Origin of the sequence: Chitinophaga sancti, assembly GCF_034087045.1 — a bacterium.
Taxonomy (GTDB): domain Bacteria; phylum Bacteroidota; class Bacteroidia; order Chitinophagales; family Chitinophagaceae; genus Chitinophaga; species Chitinophaga sancti_B.
Map to the genome: position 1 here is coordinate 7,032,652 of NZ_CP139247.1, position 20,061 is coordinate 7,052,712.

Here is a 20,061-nt window from a genome sequence, read left to right on the forward strand (position 1 = left end):
ATGGCAGCGGAACAACCCCATATGATCCGCAGGCAGATGCTGGCTTTGAAATTTCCAAAGTCAGCACCTGCTTTCGAATGGCAGCACGAAATGAGCAGGTATTACCATCATCATCTGGTGCCGCTGTTAGAAAAAGCATGCAATGAACTTTGTGTAGAAGGCGAAGTAATACAACTGGATAGTGTTACCATTGACCTGGGCATTCTACGTATCAAAGACATGAGGGCAGGTAAAAGCGAAGAAATAATCTATGCACTCCTGCTGGAACAACTGCGAAAGCACATTCCCACCGCATTGCGTATTTCAGCAAAGGCAGGCAATACCATCCGCCTGTCTGTCGCGCGGCAGTGGCTATTTTACATGCAAAAAGGGTACCTCCCATGGAATACATTAAAGGCAGACTCCGTTTGGTACAATCATGTACTCGAAGCATTTGCTACTGACTTCCACATGGTCACGTTACTCAGAGAACTGTTATTGCATGATCCTGTCGTATTACAGAGAGTGATCACTGATCACCCAGCTCCTTTTCTGATTCAATTATTGGAAATATTGACTGCCACCAGTCAGTCGAATATACTAACCGTATTTCATGAACTGGCTACGCTCAAAGCTTTTTCAAAAAGTGAAGATCCGTCCGGTTTCCGCCCATCATCATCTTATTCCATTCCTGTTGTTATGAGGCATCAGCTCTGGAAACTGATCTTTAAGATGGCTGCAGGAATCCATGGAAAAAACCTCTCCACATCTCAGGTAGCAGCGGCTTACATACAGCAGGAGGAAATTGCAATGAAAATATCTATAGCGGAATTAAGTGAAGTGGTAATAAACGTACTACCGGTATGCTTTCCCCTATTAAAGGAAATGACCGTTTCAAATGTACTTCCTCCTATTGCCCCCAATTCACAAAATAACGCAATCAGTATTGAACATGAAGATGACACCATCCCATCCGATGGCATCTTCCTCATCAATGCCGGACTTGTCCTGCTCAATCCCTTCCTTTCCACCTTCTTCAAAAAACTAGGCCTGTTAAAAAATAACGCCTTTGCAGATATCACGGCACACGAAAAGGCATTGTACCTGCTGCATTACCTCGCTACAGGTGAAACCGAAACCCCTGAACATGCCTTAGTAGTGCCCAAGTTACTCTGCGCATGGCCATTAGGTAAAAACCTTGCACAGGAAATTGTATTGACACCCGAAGAATGTGAAGAAGCAGACAACCTGCTGGAAGTGGTGATCGAACACTGGGAAAAACTACAAAATACATCTGTCGATGCATTGAGAGGTAGCTTTCTGCAACGCAACGGAAAGATCTTTACCCTCAATGAACAAACCTATATACAGGTTGAACAACAACCCCTCGATATACTTTTAGATTACTTGCCATGGAGTATCAGTCATATCCGGCTGCCATGGATGAAAAATATTTTAAGAGTTGAATGGCGATGAAAAAATATAACCAATGTAAGAAACCTTCCCCTGTCACAGAGGAAACACCTTTTTTCGGATCACAATCTGAAAGCAGTTTCTTCACGCCCACTATTCAACGCAGTCCGCTTAGTGAAAGCGTCAAAAACAGCTGGGGATTCGATGGCAATAAAGGAAACATCTTCAACATACTCAGAACAAAATGCCCCTGTAAAGACCCGGACCTGGATCAATACATCGGCAGCATCTTCCCCATTATCAGCGACGACTGGTGGTTAGCTACAACCATCATGCAATATGGCCCGGAGCCATTATGGCCACACGAGCTATTGGTGGAACGTAATAAACGATCAAGGGAAAACAACTGGGGATCAGAACCAGGTAATATTGAAGCCAGCATGGGCAAGGAAGGCAAGATCAAAGCTTACTACTTTCCCGGTACCAGCGATCGTCGTGCAATGATCATTGGTGGTGTACATGGAAGTGAACGCGGTGGAGTGGAAGTAGTAAATCATCTGCTGGAAATCATGCGGGGGCCTATGGCACAAATGCCATATTATTCTGTGATCATTGTACCCAGTCTCTTCCCTGACAATGTAGCTATTGGCAGCAGAGAAACACCGGTGAAAGGCGCGGTTGACCCTAACAGGCAATTCCCAAAAGTGGGTAGCAATGCCGAATTTAATGGAGATAAAAACTGTACGGTAGACAGTACCGGGAAAAGATGTATTGAAGATAACAACCTCGTATTAATGGACCTGGTAGATCGTTTCAAACCTGAGCGCCTGGCCAGTGTACATGGTCATAGCAATTTTGACGAATCAACCATGAATGAACTGGGTGGTCCAAGTATCACCACCGATCCAAGACCAGGCAATGAAGCAGCTGATGAAGCACTGGCACTTGAGATGGCAAAAAAAGCCGATGATCTGAAGGTTAGAGTACCCGCCAATAAACTGGGTAAAAAGGATCAACATGTACGTTACCCCAACAAGACAGCCAAGCGATCTACTGAGGGTGTCACCTTTGGCAACTGGGGCTCGCATGCCACTCCTACCCGACCGGCGATGAATATGATATTGATTGAAACCTATGGTAATGCCACCAGCAAAGGCAACAAAACAAGGAAGGCAGAACTGGAATCATTGGCAAGTGTGCTGCATGATATATTCCTGGCGCCGCCAAAGGAAATTAAATAATGGAAAAAGCTACCCCAACATCTGTCGCGACTCCCGCGAAAACAAATACCCCCTTTTTTGGAAAAGAGGGCGGGGAGGATTTTTTTTCGGGGTCTGATTTTTTTGCTGATGTGCAAAGATGTGCCTGTGATGAGCAGGAGGAAGAGATTCAAAGGTGTGCATGCGACGAACAGGAGGAAGAAATTCATACTAAAACAGAAGAACAAAAACCAGATCCTGCTCCAGAACCACCTCCACCACCTGCCGCGCCTACAGAACCGGTAAAAGAATCGGAAGAAGAGGAGGAAGACCCGGAATCAAAGGAAGAAGTTCAAAAGAAACCCATCTTTGAAACCGAAGCGCCCAATGATATACAACGCAGTTGCCGGGAATGTGAAGAAGGGGAAGTAGTATACCGCCAACCTGCTACAAACATCCAGCTCCTGAATGATGTAAAACCTGATGGCAGCCGTGAATCTATCATCACCGCGGCCAGAACTATGCTGGATAAAATCCAGGCCAAAAACAACGATGGCAGTGGCAAAAGAGTGGGTGCCCAATACCTTTTAGAAATCTTTCACCTCGCCGCCCCCGGGGTATGGGATGACACCACCATCGAAAACATCGGCGGTCAGCTTCCCTCCTGGTGTGGCATCTTCGCTGTTTGGGCACATAAAAAAGCAGGCAAAAACATAGGTGACTGGCAAATGGGTAAAGGTGTGTCTGCCTTCCATACCCTTACCCAAACCACTGTTCCTCAACCAGGTGATATCGGTTACATCGACCAACCCTACCAGCACCACTGCATAGTGGTAAAAGTGGAAGGCGACACCGTTTACAGCATCGATGGTAACAGCGGCCTTTTCAGTGAAGTGAAAGAAAATGCCAAACCACTCTCTAACTATTCCGGCTTTTTTACAGCCTTTGCGACCAGCACGAGCAGTGCGGTTCAAACCAAACTCACCGTCGGCCAGCCCGATGACATATACGAAAAAGAAGCTGATAGTGTCGCCTCCCAGGTCATTCAGCGTATGGCAACTCCTACCATTCAGCGCTCCATTGCTCCCGTAAAGATCCAGCGCAAGCCCATCTTCGAAAGCAACAGCCCTGAACACCTGCAAAGGAAATGTGCCGCCTGTGAACAAAAAGAAAAGATGCTGCAAAAGAAAGGTGGGCCATCAGCAGCACCGCCTTCCGTAGAATCTACACTTGCCGGAAGCAAAGGCAGTGGTAGCCCGCTTCCTTCACACATACAACAAAGTATGGGTAGTGCTATGGGCGCAGATTTCAGTGGTATCCGAATTCATACGGATAGCAGCGCTGTACAGATGAACAAAGACCTGCATGCACAGGCCTTTACCCATGGCAATCACATTTACTTCAACAGTGGCAAGTATAACACGGCTCATAGCAGCGGTCAGCACCTGCTGGCACATGAGCTGACACATACCATTCAACAAGGCGCTGCTGGGAAAGCGATCAACCTGCTCACCGCAGAAGAACAAACTTCTCACGCCAATGATGTATACGATGCACTGGATGGCTGGACTTCCAGCAATGACAGCGCCATTATCTTATCCAAATTCCAGGGACTGGGTGCGAATGATGTAGATGCTATACTGAACGCCGTAGCTGCGAAGGCAGAAGAAAATGTACTATATGTGTATGACTGGCTCAGTTCTGATTGTGTTACTTCTGACTGGAAAGCATTGCTCCGCATCTTCATACAGGTACAATCTACCCAGATCACTGAACTCATTGCAAAAGAGGTGTTGAATCGTCTGAATGGCTACACCTCTGACGACGACAGCAAAGAGATCAGGGAACTGCTTACGGGGCCTACCGGTGGTACGATGGACAACATTCTCTCAGAGATGGAGACACAGGGGAATTCCCTGCCTGATGATATGGCAGTCTTCCTCTTTGGGGATTTGCAGGATCTGGATGCGCACTACCTGTCGCTCGCCTTCTTTGGGAGTGGCAGTGTAAAAGCCCTGGAATACGCCACTCACTGGTATGCCTATAAGATTAAAAACCTTATTTCAGGCTGGACCAGCATGGCAGACAGCCACTCTATTTTACTCAACTTCCGCCGGTTGCCCAATCACATGGCACGAGTGGCAGTATATGCCAAACTTGGGGAACTCACACAAGCCGAATGGAATGAAACCGCCGCCTTCTCTCTCATGGACGATATGCAGCAGGGAGATTACAACACCTTACGCAGTGAATTACTCCCCGAACTGCCTGTGTATAGTATTGAAAGAAACTTCCTCCGGCAGGCATGGGATTTTATCACTGATGTAGGTGATTACCTGATTGGTTTTGTAGAATATGTAGTTTGTGGAGTAGCTGGTGTCATCGCCGGTATTTTTGATGCCATTGCAAGCATTGTAAGTGGCATAGTTGACCTCGCGGCAGGTATTGTACACTTCTGCGGCTGGTTACTTTTTAAAGCCAGCGGCGGGGCTATATGCAGGGAATCTGCTGATAAGGTACACGACTTCGTCGCTTCTATCGGTCAGGCATTTAATGCGCCCGGTGAAATGATTTCCAGGATGTGGGAAGAAACCAAACTGGAAGCCTCTCTTATCGAAGGTCCATTTGAAGAATGTCAGCTCGCGATCTTCTGGGTGAGAAAGGTGACTAACTTTGTGGTAAACATAGTCTTACTCATTGTTGCTGGCTATGGTGCCGTCAAAGCGGCGCTTGAAGCCATCGAAACCATCAAGACCATCAGCACATTCGGTGAGTTTCTCACAAAAGTGGGCGAGGTACCTATCCGTTTACTGCGCAGCATGCGACAATTGCCCCCCAGCCTTGCCAGCGGTGCAGCCAGGATCGTGAGTACTATCCGTAATATTGATGAAATCATTTCGGCAGTCCGAACCACGATAGGCTTTATCCGACTCGCAATAGCTGATGAAAACTTCTTTACCAACTTACGTGCTGCAGGTACTGAACTGGCCAGAGAAAGACTCGCCGCAGAAAGGGAGTTCTGGCGTAGGCGTCGTGAGATATGGCGAGGTGCCACTGATGCACAGGAAACACGCCTGGGAGGTATTGAAAACGCCACTGATGATGCGATTGCCACAGCCGATACCAACCGCCAGGCTGCCGAAGCGCAGATACTAGAAGCAGAAACAGAAGCCAATACTACCAGAACTGCCGCCAATGCGACTGAAACTGAAGTAAGAACAGGGCAACCAGTCGATGAACCCAACAGACCTGTTACTCCTGATGTTCCGAATCCGGAAGCACTGGCATGGGAACAGAGCCTGAGTCCTGAAACCCGTGCCATGCTCGATGCCGATCCTGACCTCCGCAGGATGTGGCACAACATGGACCCTGATGTACGTCGTGCACTTACCTATTGTAATTCCCCTTGTATACCTGTCAATATTTCTCCACAGAATCTGACCAAGGTACATAACCTCATCACCAGGCTCAACCTGTCTTCTGATGACCGTGCACTCAGGGAATACCTGCATATGTTCAGAGACAATCAGACAGATCTTGCCAACGCCATCGACGCACTCAATGGTGTCACCAATGGAACAGAGCTGCAGCAATTCATGGACAACCGCCTCATTTCAGCGATACAGGCCAGGGCAGGTGTAACGTTGCGCAGGGGTGTTGGCGGATTGTGGGAATATACCCGGGCTGATGGCGTTGTGATCCGTGAATTTGAATTCAATACCCACGGGTTCCTGACTGACAACAGGGGTACGAGCAACTTCTTCCAATCACATCACGGTATACAAGATGCCTGGGCAAGGGAACGCTTTGCAGGTATGGGGGTCTATGGCAGGGATGACGCTCCGGCTTTGTTACTGAGAACACGTAACTTCGCCGACGGCGCCCGTGGTACCCCACATGGATTGATCAATGACCTGCAGGGTGCCAGAAGAGCAACGGTCGCTACCCGCACCTTTGCAGAAGAAAGAGCCTTCCTGGTAAGTGATATGAATGCAATAGGCGTACCTGCCAGCGTGCAGGGGCCTTACCTGGCAGAAGTGGATGCCTACTTTGGAAGGATCTACAATACACTCAGAACAACTTTAACCAACGATCAGCTGACTGCTATCTTTGGCACATGGACCCCATAAAAAAAGATCTTATGAGTACAATTATTGGTCCCGACTGGGATAAACAAAACCCGGCTACGGAGCAGGACATACAATCGCTGGAAGCTGCTTTCGGGAGTATCCCGGAAGACTATAAAAAACTGTTGTTACAATCCAATGGCAGTAGTCTGCGTGGTAAGAAGACGCCTTTCATCATCTATTCCGTATCCGAAGTGCTGGCATTATTCAGAGAGAAAGATCTGTATAAATTCATTCCGCAATCTCTTGTTTTTGGTGGGGATGGTGGGGGTACTATTTATTGTTTTGACCTGCGCCCGGGAAAGGAACAGGCAGTATTTTTCATCAGGGAAGAAGATGCCGGTTATGAGCCGAATGCATACAATTATGTAGTGTTTAATGGCACGACACTTACTGACACCATTCAGCGCATTGTCAACAATGAAAAGCTCAACTAATGCCTATCATTTCCATAGCCATCCAAAAGGGAGGTGCGGGTAAGACCACTACCTCCATTAATCTTGGTGCCGCACTGGCAAAAGCCGGTAAAAAAGTGCTGTTGGTAGATGCCGATCCACAAGCCAACCTCTCTCAATCACTGGGTGTGCCGCCGGAGCCGGCGCAAAACCTGTATACTGAATTGAAGCGGGAAATGACAGGAGAAGGTAGCCAGATCAGGGATGCGATTATCAACTTCAAAGAAGGACTGGACATTGTTCCATCGTCTATTGAACTGGCAGGTGCAGAACTGGAACTGGTGAGTGTATATGGCAGAGAACAGGTACTTGGCTGGCTCTTACAACCCGTGGCTGCTGATTACGATTTTATTCTCATTGATTGTCCTCATGCTGTAGGAATGCTCACTGTGAATGCGCTGGCTTGTAGTGACTATGTGCTCATTCCACTGCCGGCAGAGTTTCTGCCGTTGAAAGGGGTATATAGTTTTATGCAGCACTTTCAGACGATCAGAAAAAAGCTGAACCCCAAACTTAATCTATTGGGCATGGTCCTCACCAGATTTGACGAGCGGAAAACAATGAACCAACAAGTCAGACAGGAACTGACTGAAAAATATGATGGTAAAGTATTTGGCACAGTGATTCGTACTAATATGCAACTGGCCAAAGCACAGGAAGCAGGCAAAGATATCTTCAGTTATGACCCACTGGCCAATGGTGCAAAAGATTACGACAGACTGGCAACGGAACTACTTAGTAAATTATAAATGACTCCATATGCCCCGTTCAATTCGCCTTCGCCCACAGGAACAGGCTACACAATCCGGCTTCTTTCAAAAAAAGCAGGACCCCTCTTTTTTTAAAGTCAATGAACCGGATGATAAACATGAAAAAGAAGCAGATGCTGTAGCGGACAACGCCATTCAACGACTCGCCACGCCCGAAGATAAACAGGAGCCGGCTACCAACGAAGGCCGGATGAAACAGGACAAAGATATTCAACGTTGTCCCTGTGAAGAATCTGAATAACATTTTACAATAAAAAACATGCAGGTATTACAGGCGTACGCCAAAGTTTTGTCAGGATTAATCAGTCATCGCATGCAAACGCCTGAAGCTGATCTGATCATTAACGTTCCAATCGATATGGATCAGGAGGATCCATTCCTCCAATTTATCAAAGCACATTCATTAACTACCTACGAACAGTTATTACTCTTCATGGCCCTCATCCCCCATTTACAACCCGACTACTTCGATACTGAAATACAGAAATATCTTCCGGGCAAAGGCGACTTTCCTCAAATAGGCGGTACCCGTAGTAAACAAAGCAGGGGCTTTCTTCCCACAGGTGAAACAGCATTGTTCTTACTAGGTGGCAATGATTGGAGTGCAAGAATGGAAATACAACAGATCTTCTGGCCAGATCATTTCTTCAGCCGTTCAAAAGTACTCTGGCTGGAAGAGATGCCGGGGGGTGAACCAACGATGAGCGGGCGATTGCTGTTATCACAGGATCATATCAACATCTTTACTCATGGCAAACCAGTCCCCCCCCATTTCAGTAGTAGCTTTCCGGCCAAACCAGTAACAACCGAATTAACATGGGATGACCTGGTCATCAGTAATGACCTGAAATCACAGATTGATGAACTTATGAGCTGGGTCAATCTCAATGCGAAGCTGATGAGCAGATGGGATATGGAAAAACGCCTGCGCAAAGGATACAGAGCACTCTTCTATGGACCACCGGGTACAGGAAAAACATTTACAGCAGGATTGTTAGGAAAGTATACCGGCAAGGACGTGTATAAAATAGACCTCTCTATGATTGTGTCTAAATACATCGGTGAAACAGAAAAGAATTTAGAATTATTATTTAGCCGTGCTGAAGACAAAGGATGGATTTTATTCTTCGATGAAGCAGATGCACTCTTTGGAAAACGCACCAATGTGCGGGATGCGCATGACAAATACGCCAACCAGGAAGTGTCTTATTTATTACAGCGTATTGAAGACTACAATGGACTGATCATTCTCGCTACCAATATGAAGAATAATATAGACGATGCATTTATACGTCGTTTCAATGCGATCTTAAAATTCACTTTCCCCGATGCCAATGAGCGGGCCTTGATATGGCGAAGAACTTTTCCATCTAAATCTACATTTATAGGCGGGGATATTCCTGATATGGTTAAACGATATGAACTTGCAGGAGGTAGCATTCTGAATGTAGTGCACTATGCCTGTCTGAAGGCAATTGAGAAACATACAGATGATAAGGAAGAACTGGAAATTTATGTCAATGATGTACTGGACGGCATCAAACGGGAATTTGTAAAAGAAGGCAAGCCCTTCTGATAATGAAATATTATATATATTTGCCCCACTGTTTGTGAAAGAGGACAATATAACACATTAACTACCAGTACTTTATTGAATTTGTTTAACCAAAAATACCCTTACATGAGAACATTTATCTGTTCATCCCTTGTCATTGCTATGTTCGTTAGTAGCACATCCTGTAATAATACCAGCGGCAAGAAACCCGGCGCTTCCGAATACAGCGAAAACGCTGCTGAATCAGCCAGCCATATTATTGAATACACGAACCTGATCGTTGATATGTCGAACAAACATAACAGCTACCTGGAAGATGTTGTAAACAATACTACCAAACTGGAAGAAGCTCTCAAGCATCCTAATGACCACTATCGTTTCATCACGATCAACAAGCCATTCTCTGCACCGGATTTCCAGCAATTCAATCAGAAAGTAAAAATCGACGAACCTGTAAAGGAGCTCAGTTCTCCCGACAAAAAGTTCTTCAAAGACAGCATTACGAAGTACCAGGGGCTTTTTGCCACTATGCAGGCGACAAACAACCGTATGCACGAGTACATCACTGCTGAAGATTATAAAGACGATAAAGGTGCGAAAGGATACGCTATTATCGATACACTTCGTGGCCAGATCGCTCAATTACATAGTCTGAAAAACGCTATTGTAAAGAAAGTTGAAGTAGTAGCTGACGCAAGCGAACAAATTATTCTAAAGGATAGTCCGTTGAAAGACTACATCATAGCGATGAAAAAGGATATGGCAAATATCCGTTCTTTCATCGACCTGCTGGGTAGTGAAGAAAAATATGCTGGTATCGAAGCGAAAGCCAAAGCCCGGTATGATTCACTGGAAAAAGCACAGGCTGAACATGCACAGATCAATATCGACAATGCGAAGAAAGCAAACGAAGATCATAGCTTCAATACTTTCTACGATGATTTCCATAAACTGCTGCTGAATGCCAGAAAACGTATGCGTGATGCTGGTGAAAAAGGTCACATTGAGAGTTATGACCTGGAATCACTGGATAGCGATTACGATTCATTGGTGAGAGATTATAATAATTTCAATAGTTAAGAAATAAAAAGGGCCTGCCTCTGAAAGGCAAGCCCTTTTTATTTAGTCTTCTTTACTTCCATCATCCGCCATTCTCACAATCCGAGGCGAGAACATTGCCACCACATCTACCAACGCTTCCTGTGCCGCCATCACTGTATGGATATCCTTATACGCCATTGGCGCTTCGTCCAGACCTGCACCGATCAATGTCACATTATTAGCTGCCAGTACCGCTGTCATATCTACTTTCGAAATCTCTTTTTCCGCTCTTGTACGGCTTAATTGTCTACCCGCACCGTGGGACGCTGAGTTAATCGCCGCTTCTTCTCCCTTACCTCGTACCAGGAATCCAGGCGCAGCCATAGAACCCGGTATGATACCCATCACACCTTTACCTGCCGGCGTTGCACCCTTTCTATGCACGATCACTTCTTCACCATTCAATTGCTCCTTCCATGCAAAGTTATGGTGGTTCTCCACAGTTGCCAGCAACTGGCCACCTACCAGGGCTGCAACTTTACGGTGTATCACCTCGTGACATGCTGCCGCATAATCACCAGCCAGGTTCATCGCCATCCAGTATTCCTGACCTTCTGCCGTATTCATATCCAACCATGCCAGGTTAGCTGCTTCTTTTGGCAGTTTACACAGGTCCTTGGCCAGTCTGGTATAATAACCGGCAACTGTCGCACCAAAACCACGGGAACCGGAGTGTGATAACAGCGCCAGGTATTTACCTGCATTTATATTCAACGCTTCGTCTCTCTGCGCAAATTCAATCACACCAAATTCCACGAAGTGGTTACCGCCACCTGATGTACCCAGTTGGGACCAGGCTTTATCTTTTAGTTGTTTTACAAAAGGTGTCATATTAAATGCATCGTTATCCAGTACGGCGTGTTCTGCACGATATTTACCGTGAAAACCATGTCCTGCACCAAATCTTGTTTCATCCAGCAGGATCTTTTTCAACTTCTTTTCATCCAAGGCTGTATCCGGAATATCATAGATGGACAGTGCCATTCTACATCCAATATCCACGCCTACACCATAAGGGATCACAGCGCCTTTGGCAGCTAATACACCGCCGATTGGCAGACCATAACCCTGATGTGCATCGGGCATCAACGCACCACCTACTGTTACCGGCAGCCGCATAGCGAAATCCATTTGTTTAATGGCACCCGGATCGATGGCAGCTTCACCATAGATCTTATAATCAGCAGCTTTATCATTCAGGGGTATAGTGGTATCCACAGGGGCAGAGGCTTCTTCAATCATTTTAGTCGCCAGGTCTTCCAACACCGGATGGTCCAGGTACATTTCTGGTGCTGATCGCAGGTTACTCATCAATGCAATAAGGCTTGCATGGTCCATATCGCTTAAATGCGCTTCGATCACAGCCAGCGCTTCACCTACTATTTTACCTTGTTTAAAACCTGCTGCAATTAGATCAGCTCCATTAATCTTGTTCATACTTTGATCAATTTAGTATAATTGAATTGATGATACAAATATTCAAACCCATGTGCGCAAGGTTAGTGCGTAGTTGAAAAAAACATTCTGGCACCATACATGTTATATATCCTTATAGAAAACCTTTATATATATACAGCTGAGACAGCTGTGGTTTCAAACCTGTAATCTCAAAAAAAATTAACAATGAAAAAACTACTTATTTTGTCCGCCTCTATGCTGTTAATGACAGCCAGTGCCACGTTTGCACAAACTCCCATGACGGATACTGCTATGCATCACCATAATGGTATGCACAAGATGAAAGACTGTGTAGCCATGAAAGGAGGCAAAGTGTGGGTAATGAAAGATGGTCAGAAGTCTGAAATGACACAGACCATGACCATGACTGATGGTACAATGGTAATGGCAGACGGTACTGTTAAAAATAAGGATGGCAAAACGTGGATGCTGAAAGACGGGGAGATGATAGATATGAACGGTAAAGTAATGATGAAAGATAAAATGAAAAAAGCCAAATCAGACGGTATGAAATAGTACCATGATAGTTAAAAAAAGGAAAGGGCAGCCACTACCGCTGCCCTTTTTTCTTTTCTTTTATTGATTAGTCGATGAACAACTGTGTAACTGCGGCTGCATCTTTCGCCCATACAGTAGTATAGGCCTCATCAGCCATCGATGGGTGCGCTACTTCCTGTAGTTGCTGTACTTCTGCTTTCATACGAAGCATATTCCCTACACTTAGTTTGCTTTCCAGTTTACGTAGCAGTGTCTGCACCATATTAAAATTCATTTGTCCCACTACCTGCCCCTGGAACGGCATTTCCAGCCAGATGATTTCGCGGGTAGCGAGTTCCAGCACACCGAATACCAACCCTTTTGCCAGGCCTTTCCCAATCCGTACCTGATGTTGCACACAGGAGGGATCGTAGGCAACACCCGCATCGGTGATACTCATTTCATTCGCTGAATCCATCCAGCCTATAACCATGTTAGGAGACATACTTCCATTGCTGTAAGCATTACATACAAAGGTCACATACCGGGCACCCGCATTTGTCAGTGCTTGCAGGTCAATGTCGATGTACTCTGCAGTACCAACCTGGTCTGGTATACTTATTATATCCCCACTATGTTTACACCCGATTGGATACATATTGCTGAAACTACAATGATCTACTACTGCATCGTAAGTGATCATACAGCTCAGGTCCATGTCCAGGTGCTGTGCAGGTAATCCTGTCCCCCATTGCATAAACAGGCGTACGGTATCTCCATCTACCGGAAAACGTGTACCCTGAAGAGCTACTGGCAGATCCTGTATGGAATCGCTGCGGTCCCCTATAGATAAAGGCATTTTGAATAACAGCGGATCGATGAAAATGGTCTTATTACTATTCGCTACTTCTGCAAAACGACCTTTCATCAGTTTCAATGTCAGCTCCTGTACACCTTCCTTCATTTGTGCCAGTTCTTCATTGCTGAATAACTGCAACAACTTATTGGGTACAATCATTTTCGCAACACCACCTAGTGGTTTTACTGTGCGGTAATTATTCTTAGCGAAATAATCTTCTGCATACATATTCAGTGTAAACACCAGTCTTGCAGGGACCTTACCGATCACCTCCGCAAATGCTTCCAATACTACTTCATGACCGAACCACAGCATATTTGCAAACAAAGAACGGGCGAATAGACCTGGCCTTTGCTGTAATAATTGCAGGGTTACCGTCACATCTTTCTTCAGTCGGAAATGTTGTACCTGACCATTATACACTTCATATCTTTCATTGTAAAATACATCCAGCAGTTCGCGTAGTTTTTCAAAGCCTGTTCGTCTGCTGAATTCAGATAAACGCAGGGCCCTGATAAACCTGATCCACATCCCCCTTTTTGGATGCATGTCTTCGCAAATTTTTTCTACAGGTTGCGTCATGGTATTGAGCCAATCGGCCACCATGCGTCCTGTTTTGCGATCGTAACGCAATTCCAGGCTCGCCTTCGTAAAGATACGTGCTATTGCTGCTGTAGACGCTCCATGTCTTAAATGCTCATGATTTTTACCATGGCGTTGAATGATCGTCTTTGGTACGATGAGCTGCGTAAAGCCGGTATGCTTATACCATAGGTAACGTAGTACATCGTTCGGAGATGTAAAGAACTGCTGTACTTTTTCAGAATCGTTTCGTTCCACGAGGATGTCTATCACCAGCATCAAAGTTTCCTTCATAGCAGGTTTGATATCAGGTAACGGAAAGAGCGACATCAATGTCTTCAGACTGTCTGCCTGTGTAGCATCCAGCGGTGTTCGGGATAACAGCAGGTTGTTATAATATTTCATCACATCCTCCAGTGTCCAGCACTGTAAGATGGTTCTTTTGCTTGCCTGATTATTTAAAGTGAGTTTTTCAAACTCAAAAGTTTTTGTACAGTAAGGGCAACCATTATACCTCTCCAAGGGGAACGTACCTTCTGGTATATAATGACCACATGGTAATGTTACTTCATTGCCGTTTTTAAAGTAATTGGCAAAGAGAGTCATAATGTAATCTTCCTGGCTTACATTGACAGGTGTATGCCAGCTTCTTATGAGCGGTGTCCATCCTTTCTCCAATCCTTTTGCTTCACTGATATTGTCCAGTGCCAGTTCCCGGTCATCAACGTTCATTGATCTGATAGCATACAAAAGTTCTTCTGATACCTGGTATCCCAGGCTGACTAATTCTGCGACAAAGGAGATGCCTTCTTCATCTACTGGTTGATGTGTAAAAGGGCGTTCTAATTTGGGTATGTATAGGGCCTGTTGGCGTAAGGCAACTTTCAACAATGCTTTTAACTGTTCCATGCTGATTGTATTAAAAAGAAAGGTCCGGAATTTTGTAACTGTTATCAGATTAGAAGTAAGTTACAATTGACCAGGACCAAATATCTAACGATACAAATATGTCACCACCAGTGCGCAGTTTTTCTGCGCAGACAGAATTAATTTTACCAAAGGTAATAAATAATTTTATTTATTATATATAATATTTTGAAAGGTGAGTATAAAGTTCTCTATCTCATAATCAATTATTTTTCTTATATTGCTTATAACCTTTTTATGACACAAGACACATTAGCCAGGACAATCAGCACCACTTTTCCTGTTTTCCCACTACCTCCATGTACCTCATTTAAACCCATCGACTATGAGTAATCTTTATGTACAGTATGGCTGTGGCTTGTCATCCCCCCAGGGCTGGAAGAACTTTGATGCCTCCCCCACGCTCCGTCTGCAGCAACTACCTCTTATTGGTAATTTGCTTAAACAACGCATGCATATTGCTTTCCCTGACAATGTGCTACAAGGTGACATTATCAAAGGTTTACCAGGCATCGCCGACAATTCTGCTGATGGTGCATATTGCTCCCACGTATTGGAACACCTTACGTACGAAGATTTCCTCATTGCTGTGCGCAACACCTACCGGATACTGAAACCCGGCGGTATCTTCCGCTGTGTAGTACCCGACCTGGAAAAAGCAGCGCGTGAATATGTGGAAGACCTTACTAATCATGATCAGGAGGCCAACGCTAAATTCCTGCAAAAAACACGGTTAGGAAAAACACATCGTCGCAGAGGTATTAAAGGATTGTTGCAAAATACATATGGCAACAGCGACCATCTGTTTATGTGGGATACATTATCGTTATCCAATGAACTGTACAGGGCAGGCTTCAGTTATGTACGTCCTGCCACATTTAATGATAGTGAAGATGAGATGTTTAAACTTGTGGAAAGTGAAGGACGGTTTAAAAACGCTGTTGCACTTGAAGCGCGTAAATAAAAATAAAAAAGAGCACAGGCGATGACACCTGTGCTCTTCCCATTACTTTAGTATAGCTACAATATTCTGAAATGCAAATATTTCAAATGCTGCTACATTATAATTTCCCAATGGCATCAAACCATCAGGCAGCAGGCGATAAAATGAATAATCAGGCAGCAGGTCAATAAAGTCTTTAAAGAAAGTGCGGGATATAACATTCATTTCGTTGAACTCAATCTGAATCACTTTTACCTTTCTTCCTTGTATTGTATGCATGGCACCCCTCAGTACATTCAGCTCATGCCCCTCTGTATCTATCTTTAATAACGCTACTTCGCTGATATTATTCTCTGCTACAAATTCATCAATGGTGGTAATATCAATCAGTAATTCTTCTGCCTCACGGTCTCTGAAACCAGTGATCACCTCCTTGTACATACTGGCATGTTCAGAACCACCATTGCCAGCGTAATCGTAGATAACGGCTTGTGACACCTGGTCTCCCGCACCACGCTTTACAGGTATAAAATGATGTGTGGCCGCTGCATCCTGCAATTTATTGAAAGCCTTTGGATGTGGTTCAAATGCATAAATTGGCAACCTTACATTTTGCCGGCGCAACATGACAGAGTAATGCCCCACATTCGCCCCTATATCGAGTATAGCTCCTTTATCAAAATAATGGTACTTCTTCATGTATTTCACAAAGGCCTCTTCACCACTTACACGATCATTCTCATGATTCATGATTCCAATCCCCCGCATACTTAACTTAAACATCAGCAAATTGAAACGATACAATGCTTTTCGTGCAAATACAAAAACATACAGATCTTTAAATATTGTTGCTACAGGACTCATTGAGGTTTTATTTTACATTCATTTTAATCAAAGTAATTCTGTTTCTCCCGTCTCCACATTGACCACAGGCATTCCTTTTATACATTCGTATCGCTGTGTACCTCTTAAATAATTCAGCTGGCCCTGCTTATTCCTGCTTTCCCTGAATTGAGATTCCACATAACCCTCTTCTACACTTAGTGCTTTCAACTCACCCAGCCGGTCGTTTCTTACAAAATAAGCGTTGTTGCCAATGGCATTACATCCCACCAGGCTATATCCTTTCTCTTCTGCCAGCATATATAATGCTTTTAACGAAGCGCCAAAATATAGGTAGCTATAATGTTCAACGGATCGTACAAAATCAGGCTTGTAAGGTACGGTCACCGGACGGTGCTTCCCAAATACACTATTATACTCTGCTACAACAATCACAGGTTGTACCACTTCAATCGCTTTCCAAACCCAATAATCATTACCATCTATATCTATACTCAGCAATCCAATCTCTCCATTGATTCCCCTGGAAGTGATGAGATCATTAATATTGTCCCTGGTAATAAAAGCCTCCAATGCCTGCAGGTCATGCTGATAATAAATGTCATCGGACATAATATAGTCAATTGCCTTCCGCGATCCATCTATGACCAGGCCGGACCAGTTATCATGTCTTAATAAAAATCGGGTGTTCGATTCTACATAATTTTCAACTCCAAACTCGATAAATATTTTCTGAGGAATTTGAACTTTATGAATCAGATATTGTATTATCCCATCGTCTCCAGCCTGACTAAACACTTTGAATTCAGCATCTGCCAGGTTGTCCAAAATTGGCAATGTTTTATTTTGTCTTGCTAACAATGCTCCTAATAACAGAATATCGGTTTGTTGGGACTTCCTGATGTTATACAAATAATGGTGCATAACATTAAATAACTTTTTAATGCTTTTCATCTATTACGGGTCAATTTTTTTTTCGAGGCTACAGCTAGGATTTTTTCTCCCATAAATACATAAATAATACAAATATTGTTCATTTTTTAATAATTTATAACGTGTATAACTATCGTATTTAGTATTGCACTTGCCCCATTTCCCTAACAGTCATATACTGGAAAATCATTACTATAGCATATTATAGCGAACATCCACTGCTCAGGTCACTACGCTGGGGATTTTTTCAATTTTGTGCAAATGATATTTTTGATTTAACTTGCTCTCGTCTGAGAATGCTATAATCAATAAAAAACTGGAAATAACTCCACTCTAACTAATGACCAAAAGGTCATTAAGGTTTTTTATTGTTTTATATTATCACCATTCCATGACCTCGAATAAGCCCTCATCATTATACTTTTTTAGTCTGGATGCAATCAGGGGATTTGCGGCACTCATTGTCGTATTATGCCATTGGCAATTCTTCTTTTATAAGGACTATACTGTTCAGACAGCTCCCCTTGAAGATTTCCAATTACCACTTTATTCCGTATTCTCCATCTTTTATCATCATGCATTTTATGCAGTAGACCTCTTTTTCCTGCTATCAGGTTTTATATTTTTCTGGTTCTATGCAGATAAGATCGCAAAGGGGGCTACCAGTTTTAACTATTTCATTACCTACAGGTTCACACGCCTATATCCAGTGCATGTTCTTACGCTACTGGCCATTATCCCCTTGCAAATGCTGATGGTGAAACAGTCAGGGCATACCTTTATTATACAAAATAATGACTACTGGCATTTTCTGCTTAACCTGTTCGTAATCCACAGCTGGGGCTTTGAGAAAACACCGGCGCTCAATGGATTTAACGGGCCATCATGGTCTGTATCCGTAGAGTTGTTGCTCTACCTGTTGTTCTTCCTCATTGCATGGCGTAAACAACATAACAGAAAAGGATTATTGATCTTATTGGTCGTTGCTGGTGCTATTGTCCAGGCTATTTACCCAATGATTGGTCAGGGTATCTATTCTTTCTTCCTGGGGGCACTCGTGTATCATATTTATTCCTGGTTGTGTACTAAAAAAGATTTCGGGACACTGACCCGCAATATTGCCATTGCTGCTGTGTTGTTATGGATGTATATCCTGGCCGAATATTATTTTTCGTTTACTCATCGCCTGTTCTTCTCTGTTACTCACAAATTACTGCCAGCCTGGACGAATGAAAAAAATGAAAAGATCTTTTACCTGGCGACTAATACATTTTTCAGGACGATCGTTTCTCCTGTTACCGTACTGGTATTAGCCATGGCAGAGACGATCAAAAGCGGTATCAGGGCCAGGTGGACACAACTACTCGGAAATTCCAGCTATTGCCTGTACCTGATTCACTTTCCGCTCATGGTTGCTGCCGCCGTACTGGTCAATGCGCTGGGTTTACCAAAAACAGTATTCCAGTCTCCCCTCACCTTACTATTATTCTATGTAGTTCTGATCACACTAAGTATTTTGGGCCACCACTATTTCGAGCTCCCTGTACAACAGACTTTACGACAGAAATTGATTAAAAAAAGGACGAGCGCTGTGCCTGCTGCTATCATTCCGGAAGCATAATCTATTCAACCATCAAATACACACGATTTATAATTAAATAACACATGAAATCCACAATCCATTTACTGTTAATTAGCAGTTTGTTTTTAATGGCGAGCTGTATTGAAACCAAAAAAATTACCTATTTAAACGACATCCAGCAACAAATGGGTGAGGAAAACGGGCATTCCTTACAGCCACTTAAAGTTCAGCCGGGGGATGTACTGCAAATTACTGTTACGACCATTGATAAAGACATTTCCCAGATTCTGAATCCTGCTGCTGTATCCGCTGTTTCCACTACTGCCAATGGTATTGATCCCGGATATATCGTAGATAGTGACGGCTACATCAATCTCCCGATGGCAGGCAGGGTCTATGTAAAGGATAAAACAACGGCTGAAATCAACACTGTCATTACTACAGAACTGGACAAAAGTATCCGTAATGCCTTTGTTTCTACCCGTATTACCAATTTCAAAATATCTGTGTTAGGTGATGTTGCACGCCCAGGCTCGTTCAAGATAGGCGCTGAACGGGTGTCCATACTGGATGCACTCAGCATGGCCGGCGATATGAATGTAACCGCCCTGCATGATAATGTTACTGTGATCAGGGAAGTAGATGGTGTAAAAAAGTACGTGTCCCTCAACCTGACTGACAGCAAAGTGCTTTCATCACCATACTATTACCTGAATAATAATGATGTGGTTTATATAAGACCAGGCAAGAACAAAGTGTTCAATAGTTCAAAATTCGTTACGCTGATTCCGACTATGATAAGCGCATTGTCCCTCATCACAACACTTATTATCGTTACAGTTAAATGATTCCTCAAGT

The 20,061-nt window shown here is 44.0% G+C and carries 16 protein-coding genes; 12 read left to right on the forward strand and 4 right to left on the reverse strand.

Annotation, left to right across the window (positions count from 1 at the left end; genetic code table 11):
* The 8 genes from SIO70_RS28295 to SIO70_RS28330 all read left to right on the forward strand — a co-directional run bounded on the left by SIO70_RS28295 (window position 1) and on the right by SIO70_RS28330 (window position 10,578).
* The gene (locus tag SIO70_RS28295) at window positions 1–1,455 is read left to right on the forward strand and encodes a contractile injection system tape measure protein (RefSeq protein ID WP_320576537.1); all 1,455 of its coding nucleotides are present in this window, start codon (window positions 1–3) and stop codon (window positions 1,453–1,455) included.
* A complete protein-coding gene (locus SIO70_RS28300) occupies window positions 1,446–2,633 on the forward strand; it encodes a hypothetical protein (RefSeq protein ID WP_320576539.1) in 1,188 nt (395 codons plus the stop codon). Before SIO70_RS28295 ends, SIO70_RS28300 begins: the two co-directional genes overlap by 10 nt.
* On the forward strand, window positions 2,633–6,721 hold the full coding sequence (locus tag SIO70_RS28305; protein WP_320576541.1) for a DUF4157 domain-containing protein: 4,089 nt from the start codon (window positions 2,633–2,635) through the stop codon (window positions 6,719–6,721). The genes SIO70_RS28300 and SIO70_RS28305 overlap by 1 nt, the downstream gene beginning before the upstream one ends.
* A gap of 11 nt (window positions 6,722–6,732) precedes the next feature.
* The gene (locus SIO70_RS28310; RefSeq protein WP_320576542.1) at window positions 6,733–7,155 is read left to right on the forward strand and encodes an SMI1/KNR4 family protein; all 423 of its coding nucleotides are present in this window, start codon (window positions 6,733–6,735) and stop codon (window positions 7,153–7,155) included.
* Entirely contained in the window at window positions 7,155–7,922 is a 768-nt protein-coding gene (locus tag SIO70_RS28315; protein ID WP_320576544.1) for a ParA family protein, read from the forward strand. The genes SIO70_RS28310 and SIO70_RS28315 overlap by 1 nt, the downstream gene beginning before the upstream one ends.
* Before the next feature lie 10 nt (window positions 7,923–7,932).
* The gene (locus tag SIO70_RS28320) at window positions 7,933–8,184 is read left to right on the forward strand and encodes a hypothetical protein (RefSeq protein WP_320576546.1); all 252 of its coding nucleotides are present in this window, start codon (window positions 7,933–7,935) and stop codon (window positions 8,182–8,184) included.
* A gap of 18 nt (window positions 8,185–8,202) precedes the next feature.
* Entirely contained in the window at window positions 8,203–9,519 is a 1,317-nt protein-coding gene (locus SIO70_RS28325; RefSeq protein ID WP_320576548.1) for an ATP-binding protein, read from the forward strand.
* Window positions 9,520–9,624: 105 nt separating this feature from the next.
* Window positions 9,625–10,578 (forward strand): DUF3829 domain-containing protein, encoded by a 954-nt coding sequence (locus tag SIO70_RS28330; RefSeq protein WP_320576550.1) that lies wholly within the window; start codon window positions 9,625–9,627, stop codon window positions 10,576–10,578.
* 42 nt (window positions 10,579–10,620) lie between these two features.
* On the opposite strand, the gene SIO70_RS28335 is transcribed toward SIO70_RS28330, so the two are convergent.
* The gene (locus SIO70_RS28335) at window positions 10,621–12,036 is read right to left on the reverse strand and encodes an RtcB family protein (protein ID WP_320576551.1); all 1,416 of its coding nucleotides are present in this window, start codon (window positions 12,034–12,036) and stop codon (window positions 10,621–10,623) included.
* Window positions 12,037–12,222: 186 nt separating this feature from the next.
* Between SIO70_RS28335 and SIO70_RS28340 the strand changes: the two genes are divergently transcribed.
* Window positions 12,223–12,573, forward strand: a complete 351-nt coding sequence (locus SIO70_RS28340) for a DUF6799 domain-containing protein (protein WP_320576553.1) — start codon at window positions 12,223–12,225, stop codon at window positions 12,571–12,573.
* Between the two features lie 67 nt (window positions 12,574–12,640).
* Here the strand turns inward: SIO70_RS28340 and SIO70_RS28345 are convergent, their stop codons facing one another.
* A complete protein-coding gene (locus tag SIO70_RS28345) occupies window positions 12,641–14,884 on the reverse strand; it encodes a hypothetical protein (protein ID WP_320576555.1) in 2,244 nt (747 codons plus the stop codon).
* Window positions 14,885–15,227: 343 nt separating this feature from the next.
* Here SIO70_RS28345 and SIO70_RS28350 point away from each other — a divergent pair, with 343 nt between their 5' ends.
* Window positions 15,228–15,866, forward strand: a complete 639-nt coding sequence (locus SIO70_RS28350) for a class I SAM-dependent methyltransferase (RefSeq protein WP_320576557.1) — start codon at window positions 15,228–15,230, stop codon at window positions 15,864–15,866.
* 42 nt (window positions 15,867–15,908) lie between these two features.
* Here the strand turns inward: SIO70_RS28350 and SIO70_RS28355 are convergent, their stop codons facing one another.
* Complete coding sequence (locus SIO70_RS28355) at window positions 15,909–16,709, reverse strand: FkbM family methyltransferase (protein WP_320576559.1); 801 nt, start codon at window positions 16,707–16,709, stop codon at window positions 15,909–15,911.
* Window positions 16,710–16,736: 27 nt separating this feature from the next.
* A complete protein-coding gene (locus tag SIO70_RS28360) occupies window positions 16,737–17,612 on the reverse strand; it encodes a hypothetical protein (RefSeq protein WP_320576561.1) in 876 nt (291 codons plus the stop codon).
* A gap of 400 nt (window positions 17,613–18,012) precedes the next feature.
* On the opposite strand from SIO70_RS28360, the gene SIO70_RS28365 reads away from it, so the two are divergent.
* Together SIO70_RS28365 and SIO70_RS28370 are read left to right on the forward strand one after the other, a co-directional pair.
* On the forward strand, window positions 18,013–19,242 hold the full coding sequence (locus tag SIO70_RS28365) for an acyltransferase (protein ID WP_320576563.1): 1,230 nt from the start codon (window positions 18,013–18,015) through the stop codon (window positions 19,240–19,242).
* A gap of 44 nt (window positions 19,243–19,286) precedes the next feature.
* The gene (locus SIO70_RS28370; protein WP_320576565.1) at window positions 19,287–20,051 is read left to right on the forward strand and encodes a polysaccharide biosynthesis/export family protein; all 765 of its coding nucleotides are present in this window, start codon (window positions 19,287–19,289) and stop codon (window positions 20,049–20,051) included.
* Window positions 20,052–20,061 lie beyond the last annotated feature (10 nt).

Coding starts and splice junctions, on each gene's coding strand:
- SIO70_RS28360 (WP_320576561.1), bottom strand. CDS start 17,612: ATGCACCATTATTTGTATAACATCAGGAAGTCCCAACAAACCGATATT.
- SIO70_RS28305 (WP_320576541.1), top strand. CDS start 2,633: ATGGAAAAAGCTACCCCAACATCTGTCGCGACTCCCGCGAAAACAAAT.
- SIO70_RS28325 (WP_320576548.1), top strand. CDS start 8,203: ATGCAGGTATTACAGGCGTACGCCAAAGTTTTGTCAGGATTAATCAGT.
- SIO70_RS28295 (WP_320576537.1), top strand. CDS start 1: ATGGCAGCGGAACAACCCCATATGATCCGCAGGCAGATGCTGGCTTTG.
- SIO70_RS28300 (WP_320576539.1), top strand. CDS start 1,446: ATGGCGATGAAAAAATATAACCAATGTAAGAAACCTTCCCCTGTCACA.
- SIO70_RS28315 (WP_320576544.1), top strand. CDS start 7,155: ATGCCTATCATTTCCATAGCCATCCAAAAGGGAGGTGCGGGTAAGACC.
- SIO70_RS28310 (WP_320576542.1), top strand. CDS start 6,733: ATGAGTACAATTATTGGTCCCGACTGGGATAAACAAAACCCGGCTACG.
- SIO70_RS28320 (WP_320576546.1), top strand. CDS start 7,933: ATGCCCCGTTCAATTCGCCTTCGCCCACAGGAACAGGCTACACAATCC.
- SIO70_RS28365 (WP_320576563.1), top strand. CDS start 18,013: ATGACCTCGAATAAGCCCTCATCATTATACTTTTTTAGTCTGGATGCA.
- SIO70_RS28340 (WP_320576553.1), top strand. CDS start 12,223: ATGAAAAAACTACTTATTTTGTCCGCCTCTATGCTGTTAATGACAGCC.
- SIO70_RS28345 (WP_320576555.1), bottom strand. CDS start 14,884: ATGGAACAGTTAAAAGCATTGTTGAAAGTTGCCTTACGCCAACAGGCC.
- SIO70_RS28370 (WP_320576565.1), top strand. CDS start 19,287: ATGAAATCCACAATCCATTTACTGTTAATTAGCAGTTTGTTTTTAATG.
- SIO70_RS28355 (WP_320576559.1), bottom strand. CDS start 16,709: ATGAGTCCTGTAGCAACAATATTTAAAGATCTGTATGTTTTTGTATTT.
- SIO70_RS28335 (WP_320576551.1), bottom strand. CDS start 12,036: ATGAACAAGATTAATGGAGCTGATCTAATTGCAGCAGGTTTTAAACAA.
- SIO70_RS28330 (WP_320576550.1), top strand. CDS start 9,625: ATGAGAACATTTATCTGTTCATCCCTTGTCATTGCTATGTTCGTTAGT.
- SIO70_RS28350 (WP_320576557.1), top strand. CDS start 15,228: ATGAGTAATCTTTATGTACAGTATGGCTGTGGCTTGTCATCCCCCCAG.